The organism is Paenibacillus tundrae, from assembly GCF_030812775.1.
Lineage (GTDB): Bacteria > Bacillota > Bacilli > Paenibacillales > Paenibacillaceae > Paenibacillus > Paenibacillus tundrae_A.
In genome coordinates this window covers 57,058-69,739 of the sequence record NZ_JAUSTI010000012.1, presented here as the reverse complement: position 1 = coordinate 69,739, position 12,682 = coordinate 57,058, and the positions used below count along the sequence as shown (strand labels likewise).

General features: G+C 47.6%; 7 protein-coding genes. 1 reads left to right on the top strand and 6 read right to left on the bottom strand.

Annotated elements, in window-relative coordinates; genetic code table 11:
* The 5 genes from J2T19_RS19865 to J2T19_RS19845 form a co-directional block, all read right to left on the bottom strand.
* The gene (locus J2T19_RS19865) at window positions 1–648 is read right to left on the bottom strand and encodes a beta-mannanase (RefSeq protein ID WP_307218788.1); all 648 of its coding nucleotides are present in this window, start codon (window positions 646–648) and stop codon (window positions 1–3) included.
* A 21-nt stretch (window positions 649–669) separates the two neighbouring features.
* Window positions 670–1,953, bottom strand: a complete 1,284-nt coding sequence (locus tag J2T19_RS19860) for a vWA domain-containing protein (RefSeq protein WP_145044471.1) — start codon at window positions 1,951–1,953, stop codon at window positions 670–672.
* 75 nt (window positions 1,954–2,028) lie between these two features.
* Window positions 2,029–4,446, bottom strand: a complete 2,418-nt coding sequence (locus tag J2T19_RS19855) for a transcription initiation factor TFIID (protein WP_307218784.1) — start codon at window positions 4,444–4,446, stop codon at window positions 2,029–2,031.
* 1 nt (window position 4,447) lies between these two features.
* Window positions 4,448–7,837 (bottom strand): tubulin-like doman-containing protein, encoded by a 3,390-nt coding sequence (locus tag J2T19_RS19850; protein ID WP_307218782.1) that lies wholly within the window; start codon window positions 7,835–7,837, stop codon window positions 4,448–4,450.
* Window positions 7,838–8,102: 265 nt separating this feature from the next.
* A complete protein-coding gene (locus J2T19_RS19845; protein ID WP_307218780.1) occupies window positions 8,103–9,896 on the bottom strand; it encodes a vWA domain-containing protein in 1,794 nt (597 codons plus the stop codon).
* 435 nt (window positions 9,897–10,331) lie between these two features.
* Here J2T19_RS19845 and J2T19_RS19840 point away from each other — a divergent pair, with 435 nt between their 5' ends.
* Entirely contained in the window at window positions 10,332–11,264 is a 933-nt protein-coding gene (locus J2T19_RS19840) for a hypothetical protein (RefSeq protein ID WP_307218778.1), read from the top strand.
* Window positions 11,265–11,457: 193 nt separating this feature from the next.
* On the opposite strand, the gene J2T19_RS19835 is transcribed toward J2T19_RS19840, so the two are convergent.
* Window positions 11,458–12,660 (bottom strand): hypothetical protein, encoded by a 1,203-nt coding sequence (locus J2T19_RS19835; protein WP_307218776.1) that lies wholly within the window; start codon window positions 12,658–12,660, stop codon window positions 11,458–11,460.
* Between the last annotated feature and the right edge of the window lie 22 nt (window positions 12,661–12,682).

Genomic DNA, 12,682 nt, shown 5'->3' with positions numbered 1-12,682 from the left:
TTAGTCCGATATTAGCCGGTACACCGTTCCATACTTGGGGCCGTCTGTGAAGAATAGTCTAACGTATTCATCCTTCGCAATCTCAACAGGCGGCATCTCATTTCTTCCAGGTGCAAAATCATTTACAAATGGATAGACCGTACCATCTTCCTTATTTAGTGGAACACTCCCTTGTTTACGAACATAACAGAGAGCCTCCTTCGGAACTGGCGCTTCGGTCGTAACGGTCATGAATACACTTTTTCTTTTCTGAAAAAAACCACTTTTATATCGAATGGAAAATCGAATATCCGCCTTGCCTGCACTCGCCATTACCGTGTTCTCACCGTTCGACTGACGGAGCAGTACTGGCTCGGCATCATCCATCCTACAAATATAAACCGTATAACGGATCGCTCCAAAACCTGTTATCCGATCCACGTATCCGTTACTAGCTTTGTATTCCTCACGCGTATATAGCTTCAATTTACCTTGTGCATGTGCATCGCCGCTGTTCTCTTTGCCCAGCATCGCAACCTCCAGCCGTTCAACATACACAGCCTCGACACCCTCTGGCCAGAGCCAGCGAAGCGTACACATGCCTTCGTCCACCGCAAGTGTCAGTTTGCGAATTGTGGGCGCCGAAGGATCTGCATCCGTAAATTGCATGTTCCTAAGACCTCCCGATGTTTAGAATCCTTTGCTTCGTGTGTCTCTTGCGCGCCCTCCGAACCCTTCTGCCGAAGCGTTCCCTCTTCTGGCATCTCGCCGGCCGCGATTGCTCCGTGGTGTATTCTCCTTCATCGGAATAATCCATGTAAACAGGGTTAATACGGAAGCCAGCAAGAGCATTGCGCCAAGCCTTACAAATGCATCACCGACAGGTGATCCATCCAGCCCCCATTCCAGAAGGAGACCCGCTAACAAACCTGAGACTGCTCCACCAATGCCGAAGCTGAGCGCTAGATGGCGATTATCGAATACCAGTCCAAGTGAAACACCTAGCGCTACTCCAATCAACAGCAGGGCAGCTACGCGGAAAATAGCCAGATACGTGCTATGCTCCATCATGCCAGTACGTTCCGTAACTAGTGTTCGTTCATCAATCGTATCGTAAATCTGCTGGAATGCCAGGTTAAGTCCACCTGCGTCCGGCACATCATAATAGAGACCACCTGTCTGCCCAGCGATGCTGCGCAATAGATCTGTACCCGAAGGGTCGACCAAGCTGAGTCCCACCGTGTTGACCGCAATCTGTTCATTCACATATTCCGATAGAATGCCAGACGTATCAACCTCACTCATTCCGTCAGATAGCAATATCGCAACGGTACCACGCTTCGGATCTTGTTTGCCCTTAATCTGCTCCATCGCTTCTTTTAACGCTGCATCAAAGTTCGTTCCACCTGAGGTCGTCACGATGCTATCGATTTTATCATATACCTCATTCTTAGCAGCTTCATTATCCAGTGCAATGAACGGCTGCAACAGTTCTGGCTCATCCGCAAATGTAATCACGGCTACCTGCTTATCGCTCTCCATCTGACTAATCAGCGTCTTCGCTGCCTCAAAGCGGCCATTATTCGGATCGGTCTCTGTCATGCTGCCTGAATTGTCAATCATGAGCACGATATCCTTGACCTGCTTCACACCGCCTGGATTGATCTGATACAGCAGTTGCACCACTAGCCCCACCACGAATAAGAGTGCGAGTGTTGCCGGGACAAGTAATTTCCAAGACAAGCTCAGATATCGCAGCTTCCATGAAGCACCGTTAAGCTTCGGTGATATCATCTCAGCTAGCAGGCAGAATAGACCCACACTTAGTGCAACAACACCGAAATATAATCCCATCAGCAACAGACGCGGCATCTCTCCAAGCCACTGATGCAGCATGATTTCCCCTGCCGCAAATCCTACTGCTCCGCCAATGAGGCTGAACAGTACCAGGAGAAGATTGATTTTTCGCTGCATGTTCACATGCATCCTTTCTACACCAGCCCTTAATAAGGCTGAATTAATACAAGCGTGAGTGATGACGAAGGCCGGCTACCGCACGGGAGACAGTTTGTCCGCAAGACCTTCAGGATGTAGCTCATATCCGTTGTCTGTATAGGAATCGTAATATACCTTGGCATTACGATAGACCATCAGATCTTCGAGATGGAAGCCTCCCATAAGATTCAATTTCTCTACGCCGCTGCTTCGCTCTTCATACACGACACCAAGCTTATAAATTCGTGACGTTTCTTCGGCATGTGCCGCGTAGTCCATAAAGGCACTATCATGGTCACCAAAGAAATATTTTTCTTCATACCGATGTTCCTGCGTATAATCAAACACCCTAACCCGAACAACAGCCTGATCCTCTAACGTGCGATATAATCGACGGAACAGGTCATCACGCGTTAACACATTTTTATCTCCATACGTAATCGTGACATTGGCACGTTGTAATAGCTCCTCTTCGAAAGGAACACGCAACGGTTCAGCAGTCAGCAACAATGCATGACATACGTCCATAAGTCGCTCCAATACACGCTCCTTGCCCTGCGTAGCCAGATGGTTCATATCCCCCATATAGCGGTCTTCAAACCATACGCCCCGTCCACGCTTGGCCTCCAGATCCGTAATCAGATCTTCCGTCACTTTACCGTAGTATTCCATAACATTTTGTCCAATGTACTCATCCGCTGCAGCTATGCTCTCCTCGGCTGTCTCGCGCAATGTTTGTTTCAATTCCTCAAGGGATTGGGTGATGCCTCGACTAAAAGCGTGAAGCTGCTCCATCTCCGTATCGTAGATGCGCAGCAATTGCAGTTCATTTTCGATCCGTAATAACTCCACCTTCGGTACATACACTCGCTCAAGGATACAATCAATCACGTTGCGTACATTTTGTTTATCACGGAATAAAGCTCTTTTGAACGGTTGATCCTGCACCTGCTCCTGTAGTCGCTGCTCAAGAACAGCTCGTGCGGACTCAAGCTGCATGGATTTGTCCCGAATCAATCCAAGCAAACCTTCGCGTACACTTCCCATTCCATGATTACTCCAAGCCGCCCACTGGAAGTAACCTACCTCCGGGTGCTCACCCCGAGCTTGTTCCGCCTGCTGACGAAGAGTACCTTCGGTACTCCGCTGACGTACACGTTCTTCTACCTTACGTGCCACATTATCGCGGAAGTACGCCTCGGCTCCATGACCGAACAGCGCTCTCTCCGCTTCACGTAGCGATAGCGGCTTGAGATCAGCGTAGCTGACGTTATGGGTCATGATGCCGCTCATACCGCTGACCAGATCCTCACCTGGTAATAGCCCATCAATCTTACGTTCTATCGTCATCGGATCAAGACCGAAGAATGATAGCTTGTCCTTGATGCCCCAATCATCCGGTTCCTTCCGCATCTGTTCAAGCAGATGCCGGTAGAAGTGGTACAGCACAGCAAGAGCTATCGGCTTGTTGGGACGTCTAATCTCAGCAAAACCTGCACTGGCGTAACCATGCTGATCTGAGGTGGTGCGAATGTTATTTTTGAATGAGGTATTGTTATAGGTGTTCGCTCCTGTGCTCGAAATGGTGCCAGCAGCATCCATATCCTGTTTACGGTTCTTGAGCAGACAGATACGGCAGATGATCTCGGCATTCTCTATCCACCCGCCAGATACCCCTGTACCCCGTTCATTCTTATCTGACAAAATATATACCAGGTCAAACAGTGGCGAAGCGGGATGTGTGACCGGAATAGAAATGCCATCTTCTGTCACGAGCAGACGACCGCTAAAGGTATAGTCCAAGCCCTGCATATAATCAAGCTCTCGCAAAAAGGCGAGTCCCGCTGCGCTTGCATATCCGTATGAGTTCACTTGCTCCATTTCACTAACCAGAACATGCAGATCTGTCTGCACGGATTTGAAGGATTGAGCTAATATCGTTTCCGTCAATTTCGTAAGCTCAGGCAAAAGCACATTCAATGGATCATCCGCTCTAGTTACAACCGTCACATAGATACGGTCAAACGAAGAATACAGACGCCCGTATTCAGCGATCCGGTTACTCACCCGCCGTAAAGTACGATTCAGACCCGCAAGTGCTTGATCTGAATCGTGAAACTGACGGTATATGTCTTTGCGTAATGTTTTGGATGATGCCGAATGTCCCGTAGACAGCGTTAGAATATGGCAGGCTACCTGGCTCTCCTCAGATCGTTCGCCCCTACGCTCCTCTTGTTGATCCAGGTCTTCGGTTCCAACCTGTACATAGACCACGCCATCCCCGTTATCCCACTTTGTTCGGTTAATCTCACGGACAACAGGTAATGCCGGTGCAACCAAGTCACCCACGAACAAGAACAAGGCAGGGTAATGGATGCTGCTGCGACCGTCACCCAGACTGCCCTGACGTTCCTGCTCCGCCGTATATGATGCCGCGAATTGCTCCAAGCTGTGCTTCATCCCGGCAGCCATCTTATTTCAACCTTCTGCGAATGTCGTTCAGCTTGGACGACATCGTTCTGTAGAACTGATAGATATCCTCACCATTCGCCAGTTCGACACGTTCGTATTCAAGGCGATCACGGGACTCCATGAACAGTGCAGCAAGTTCATCCAGTTTCGCAAGGAGCGGAGCAATATCCTCCGAAGCGGTCAGATCGTTATCCCGGCGTGAAGCTTTGCGAAGCAAGGTGTTCCGATCCTTCTCAGACAATCCACGGAAGTTGCCAAACACCTCATACTCAGCAAAATTACGGCTCTTCATGAGATTGGCGAACGGTTCCCATGCATCTTCCTCTGGGTCACGGTCATAGACGTACAGTGCACCCTTCTTCACAATCGTATCGGTATAGAGTGCTTCAATGAAGCGATCATACCATTGCTCTTCATCCTGATGCTGAGCAAGGATACCTTCAAGCTCAGATACTTTAACGGAGATTGCATTCATCTTCGCCAGTTCCTCGCGTACACGCGCAATCAGTTGTGGAGAACGCACCAGGTTTTCTTTCGCCATATCTTCATTAATACTTCCGAAAATATCCTTCACGCTGACCCGTGGCAGTCCTTCGGATTGCAGGCGTTTCAGTTCAATGACCGCCCGCTTCACTTCACCAAGGTTTGGTGTAGTTGATGTCAGACGCATGTCGTAGCTGCCTAACTTCGCAGATAGATCAAACGGCTCTGTCGTTACCACCGCGTAGCGGTTGCTTGTGTTCTCATCCAACGTCTTCGCCATAATGATGTTGTATCCGAGCGCTTGTTCGAATTCGGAACGAACACGGGCATTGTACTGCTTCACGCGGCTGTTCTCATACACATCGCCCCATGATTTCTCAGGGATTGGGGACGGAAGATACGTCCAGTTATTTTTCTCCGTCTGCACGAGGTGGCGACCAATCCCCTCTTTGTCGAGAATTGTACGCTCATAACTTTCTTCATATACTTTGAGAGGTGTATACACAAAGAGCGGCACACCGTTACGTGTGTTCAACCAGAAGATTCGATTACGAACCTCGCTCTCCTTAACCGTAAAGTGAGACTTTCCTACCGCATTGTTCTGATAATTGCGAATTCCTTTGAGAATACCCGGTGCCTGTGTTGGTACGGATACGAATCCCCATGATGGAAAGTGAAGGCTACCCGTGCTATTGCTCAGGTTAAATACGGGCACCGCTTCATCATCTAATTTGCCTGCGATATGCCGCTCTACGAATTTCTCGACCGATTCATCCTGACCGTACTTGATCACGAGGAAATCTTCCATCGAACGGGTAATTAGATCGCCGAACTTCTCGGTCAAGAAGTCTGAGATGGAGCTAACGACGTCAATTTCGTTCTCCTTCACCCACTGGTTAGAGTTCTCCAGCAGTTCACGCGAGAAGTCACGGATCAAGTCATCCGTATCACGCTTGTCTAACAGCCCGTCCACGACGCTGACGATATCCGGTACACTTACCACGTTCCAATAATACGTCTTGTTGCCTTTGTGATCTGCCTGTTCTTCCCCGCGGGTCAGAATATCTCCGTTCTTGGAGAAAATTGAACTGAGGGCATTCAATGTCTCACTAAATACGTTATAGATGCGGCTGTTCTCTTGGTTGAGTAGTTCATATAGATCCTCATAGAACTCAATCATCTGCTCGTTCCGCTCTACATCAGCATGCAGCCAGTACTCATGAATTTTAGCTTCAATATAAGCATTCTTTTTCTTCTCTTTGGAGACGAAGGCACTCTTCGCATCACCGAGTTTCTCTTCAGACTGTTCTTGGGCAGCCTCGATATCACGCGGAATGCGGAAAGCATTCTCCCGTAAAGTCTCAATGTACGATTGGATCATTTTGAGAATACAGAAGCCTTTCTCCGTATAGATGAGACGAGAAACATAGAATGGCCCTTGTTCTGGGTGCAGGAACATCCGGCGAATCTGTTCAGTGAATTGCCCTGCAATCTCACCTGGATGCTGTTTCTTCGCCTTGATATATTCTTCACGAGCACGTGCCAGGAAGTTCTGTTCCAGCTCCGTGTCCATGTTCACGACTTGGGATTTCACGACATTGTTGTAGGACAGACGTTCACTGTTCTGATAACCTGGGAGCGGCTCTGGCACGCGGGATTCAAATGCCTTCACTACACTTTCGAGATCAATGCCCAGCTTACGAGCGAATTTCTCGGTATCTTCCTGGTTTGGTGCTTTGGAGAACATCGTGCTCATCTTGTCGAACATCCGGTACGCCAGATATGTCGTCATTTCTTCAATCGGTAGTACAGCCGAGGATGCACCGATGATGTTGTAATCATAGTTCGCCGGGTATACCTTGTTCATCTGTGCAATGTTGGTACGAATGTTGCTAATGTAGTCATGGATCGCGAACTCTTCCCCAGACTGCTTCTCTTCACTCGCCATGAAGTTGGTGATATTCTCTGCCGTAACATTCATACAGTAATCATACGCATTCTCCAGCAGTTTACCTTCCGTGTTCGTGGCTGAGATCAAGTGACACAGGTTAAACGGTGGCAACGGCGAGTTCACGGTCAGAATGTTACCGTACTTCTGCGTAAAACGTTCTCCGCGGCTGTCCACGTTCATCCAGTAGTCCAGCTCTTTAAGCGCAGCATAACCGTTCTTGCGGATATACTCCCGTGTATGCTCACTCAAGCTTTTGTTGGACAAGTTCACGTCTGGCGTGAACAGGTAGCCCAGTGTATTGACCCGGTCAATCCCTGCTGAGCCATGATCACGTTCGATGATGCCACGCACAATATAGGAAATATCGAGGAAGCATCCACTGCCAGTACCCCCGGACAGACCGGTGAGCAAGAACACCATCAATTTCTTATTCGTACCTACGGAAAGTGTCTTAATCTTCTTATCGATGGCTTGCACCACTTGGTTGATCTTCGTGAACAACAGCAGACGACCTGCCTGACGAACACCCGCAGCTCCGTTCATACCATCCGTAATGCTCAGCTCTGGCGAGAGCCAGTCCGTAATATAAGGCTCCAGCACACTGCGGTTCTGCAGCAATCCGCCAATCTCGGCGTTGGACAGTAACACGAATTCGTTAATCGGGTCTAGACCGATTCCTTTGTATCTCTTCGCACGATCCTGTTCGTTCGTTTCGAATGCAAGAAACTCGACATTGTCTGGTTTCTCCATTTTCTTCTTCGACACTGGATCTTGTGGCAGCTTGAAGCGACGATTAATCTGATACTTGAGACGAAGTAATGCATCGATCCCTGTTCCCCCAAGACCAATAATCAACATCGGGTTATCGATCGTATCCACCCTGATTTTTTCGCTGACAATTCCTCCGCCAAGCGATACATCCAGTTGCTGAATATGTTCTCTAACAATCGGTTTCATTCCATGTCCTCCCTTTGGTAAACGCAGTTGGAAATAAAACATGATTACACTTGCCACTCCGATGACAGAACAACCTTCCGATCGCTGTTATCCTCGGATTTTTCGATTCTCTTTTTCAAAGGTTAAAATCTGGGGATAGCGTATGCTTCCGAAGTAGCTTTCTGAAAGAAAGCTTTCAGGCGAGCGCTACCGCTTCTTCACGTTATTTCTATCCTCTACGTCTTCGTGTAAACGGTTTTTCCCAACCTCTAACGGTTTTAGTATTTTAAATTAGATATTCGATCAAAATGGTTTTATCCGCCTGTTGCAGCGGGATGCTCAGTCGATCACCGTTCTTCAGTTCAACGCCTGAGCTTGCATCGACCGCACGACCGGATTTCTCCAGCGTGCCGCCTGCGGTGTTGCGTATCATAATCCGGTCACCATTGCCGGGTGTAAATATATATTTTTCCGTTTCCTTTAGTTCAGGGTCTAGCTGCAGCAATTGATGCAGATGGAATTTGCCCCGGAACGATGCTAGCTTTTTGTATTGGGGATAAGACTTGTCTCCCGTGTTCTCATCACGAATCTCGACGACCATCTGACCGACAAAGCCGCGATTTTTACGTTTCATCCAGCCCATCAAGAACCAACCGCCAACCGCCACCACGATCAGAGCGATGACACCCAGAATCACAGGTAACCATGGAAACGGCTTGTCCTCCCCACCAGCTGATGTCGTCGGCTGAGTTCCACTTCCCGCTGCTCCGCCAGCATTAATGATGACTGGAGCACTCTCGCGGTAAAAACTATCTTCCTCTGCCCGAATAACCAGCTCATAATTGTGATTGTCTGGAACAGTGAACGTACCAGCAAATCCATTTCCTGTGTTCTCGATTGGCTGTTCCTCACTTTTACCTGTATCCACATCGTTGATCACCAGCGTCGCCTTCATGTCAGCATACAGGTCTTGATCCTGTAATGGTTGACCGCCATTCTCCAGCTTTGCGGTTAGATCGATCTTGTCGCCTTTTTTATAGGACTTGGTCTTAATTGGATCCACGACGAGTTGCAGATCGTAGTTAAAGAGCAGATTGATATCGATACTGTCCTTCGGAGCCCCTTTGACTCGTAGCTTCCAATCTCCCTCTTGCGGTTTAAGTAGCTTCACCAAGGAATAGCTCTTCGAAGTGGTTAACTTGGCCGCATTCGAGTTCAGGTCTACAGCTTGGCCAGCAGGATCTGTTAACTGAATTTCAACTGGCTTCGATGACATGATCGAAATGTTAGCTTCCAGCACACTATCATTCGGCACATTCACGGTAACTTCCTGATAACTGCCGTTTCCCGTGATGGAAGGCAGCTTCACGACATTTAATTTGGCATGATCGGCGAAAATTTCGCTTAGAATCTGTGGCAGATCCTCTGGCGTATCGGTGATAAAAGATTTTCCGCCTGTCTGCTGAGCTAGATCAGCAAGTGCATCCTTGTTCAGTTTGCCATCCGCATTCAGACCAATCGTATACACAGGAATGCCTTGTGACTGTGCTTCCTTCACGGCTATGTCCAGATCTGCATCGGACTCAGCCTGTGTACGACCTTTTGTTTTGTTAAAATCGTTGTTACCATCCGCCAGTAGCACAATCATCGGTGAATGGGACGGGTCAGCGCCATGGTTCAGAATGTTCACAGCCTCGGCGACACCTACGGAAATATCCGTATACGGCCCTCTACCCAGCTGATCAATAAAATCCTTCAGGTTGCTTTTGTCCGCATCGGACTGAATCTCTAGCATCGCTTTTTCCCGCTCCACCTGATCGGTGTAAGCGACAATCCCTACCTTGTCCCCTTGGACAGGTAGCATATCAATAAACATTTTCATGGCTTCATTGCTGATCTTGTCACGATCACTTGTGTTCATCGAATTACTTACATCGGCCACAAGTACCGCATCAATTCCACTCGTTTGTGCCTGAGCCGCTGCCGCCTGAGGCAGCATTGTCGAAGGCAGAAGTAGCGTTAGTAATACCAGCAGAACCAAGGTTCCGCTAAGCCAGCGTATTTTGCGTGTCCGCAGCATGAGGTGTACTCCTTCACGTTTGAGATTAAAATGGGAATAGTTTATTATAGGCGTCAAGCCTTAAGGAAATCTTAACAGTCTACTAATAAATTCTGAAAAGCACCCCTATCTTGAGTTACAATTCTGTAATGACTGGCAAAAATCGACGATTCCAGCCCTTTTTTTGGAACAAATATTCCAACTATGGAAATATGATATAGTTATTGCCATCAAACCGCAATATAACAACGTAGCGTGCGATCACCTTGATTTGTACGCACAATAACGCTATCTAGAGAGGATCGAATTATGGTTACATACGTATGTCTCGCCATATTGTTTCTTTTTGTCCTAATTAGAGCGGTTCAATTCTATCTTCATAACCGGAAGCCTGTGACCCGAGAAGATTCAGATCGCACGCTATATACTATTCTGAACGGTGAGCGTGATTAGAGCATGAGCACAAAACAAGTGGTTTCGATCCGACCCTTTAACCGGACGACATATGCCTTTGAAAAGTTGCGAGTCTGCAAGCGATGCGGACAATATACCTGCTTATGGGAAGATGAATGTACCTCCTGTGGGCGCAGCACACTCGTTCTTGTGCAGGAACGTGCTGGCTCACGGGTTAAGCGCCGGATCGCTCGCGATTTCCTATTCACAATTATTCTTGGTTCTGCGGCAACCTATTTCGGTGAAACGACCGATCAGACGATGCTAGCCGCAACCGTGTCTCTACTGCTCATCGGATGGCTCATCTATATTCATAAGCGTGCCTTTCCTGTCCAACAACTCCGCCAGATGAAGCGATTGTTGTACGAGGAACGGGAAAATATCCGTCAGGGGATCAACCGCAATTGGGCACTAGTCGCCGAAGCTCGTCAGGAGGACGAAGCTCTCGCATACGAAATGCTGCGTGAAATTGGCTCACTCGTATACAATGATCGAATTCGTCTCCAGCAAGTGGCTCTACTTCAATCCTTCGTCCTTCGAAGTGACATGGATTTACAGTTAAAACCGTTGCTGCTTCGCAATTTCGAGCGGCTGCTCGCCGAATATATTGGTGAGATTGCTCGGCTCAAGCCTGATCTGGTGCGTGAAGATGCCATTCGTTACATCGCTACGTACGAAGTGAATATTTTACAACTACACAATGGCATTCAGATCCTCACTGCAGTAGCGGCTGCGGCGGTACGTAAAAGCAAATATATTGAGTTATTCCCTAGTCTTATTACCCGCTACGCGCGCTTTATGCCCAAGGATCGCTTCATGCGCTTGTATCACACCATAGAACGTTATCCTCAGAAAGCGCGAGGTGGACTGGCAGAATCAGTCGGTCGGGTATATGACGAGAAATATCGAGATCATTACGCCGAGGTACAATCTTGATAGCTTCAATAGGTAAATGAGTGCAAACGTAGATCCTTGTATATAGACGACAAAAAATGAGCTCATCCCTGCATCAAGTTAGGGCACGTGTATGTTTTTCGTGATTATCCTGTATAGATCTATACAAAGGCACCCCACAATTCCTTAGAATGCGGGGTGCCTTTGATGTATTATTTGGATGTATTATGAATGTTTATGAATGACTTAGGGATATGGATTCGTCCTGTCTACGACCGTCTCTTCCTGCTCTGAGCGGATAGATGAGAATGTATGGAATCCAAACTAACACAGCACATAATATTGCACTGCCGGATAAGGAAAGGTGCATCTGTCCAATCACTGTTGTCTCATCGCTTCCTCCCAGCAGGATGCTGGTGCCTAGGAAGTTCAGAAATGTGCCGCCTGCATAAAACAACATATGCTTCCACAGCAACCTTTTTACTAAAGTATAGAACAGTGCACAACCTATCATGATGATAATAGACGGCATAAGCCATTGTTCGGATTCAATACTTCCGGATTCTGCCGCTCTCCCCATAAAATAAGCAACGCCCCATTGCAGTACAAATACCAGCCAGCCTAGACCTACATTACGCGTTGATGAGTCTCGTCGCTCTTGCTCATCTTCAGCACGCATTAGTGCAAGTAATTCTTTCTGTTCTTCCTCCGTTAATTCGTCATACTCATCGGCTTCCATCCGTTCTTCCACTCGCTCCAGAAACATATCGTACTGATGACTTAATTGGTCTGTGTGCGAAAATACTTCTTGATCCCGATCCATGCGGAGTCTCTTCAATAACTCTGCTTCAGGTACATAACCAACGGTATGGATCGTTGTAAACTTCAATTTGCCCGTTGGTGCAAGACGTGCTATCCACGCTTCAGCATCCTGCTCTTCATAAAATGGCACACTGTGAACTCGATCTTTCATGTTTTGCTGATACACCAAGTGAATGACAGGCATGGTTTGCAGACCCGAAGGTGCTTTATGCACATAAGCATTAAGGCGATCTATCATATGTTTGCCGTAATACACCGTTTGAATCTGAGACCAATCCAATTGGTTCTCCTCGTTCATTTTAGTATGTGGATTCCACTGGCTGTATCTAATTTGGTTATTACGCATCTGAGTCTGACTAAGGTGATTCTCCACCCACGTCTCCTGTTGTAATTGATGATAAGAACGATAGGCTAACACGCCGCCAAAAGGAATTGCACCAAGAAAGAACCACGTTAAAATGGATAGATCAACGAAAAGGAGAATAACAGGCGCAATCACGAGCAGAGCTCCGATAATCATATATGCATACAACGTGACATAACGGAATTTCCGATACGAAGGTGACATGCATCGTTGCTTCTCGACGAGATCGTGCGAATGGCTATACATACTCATATGAAGTCCTCCTTCTCAAAAG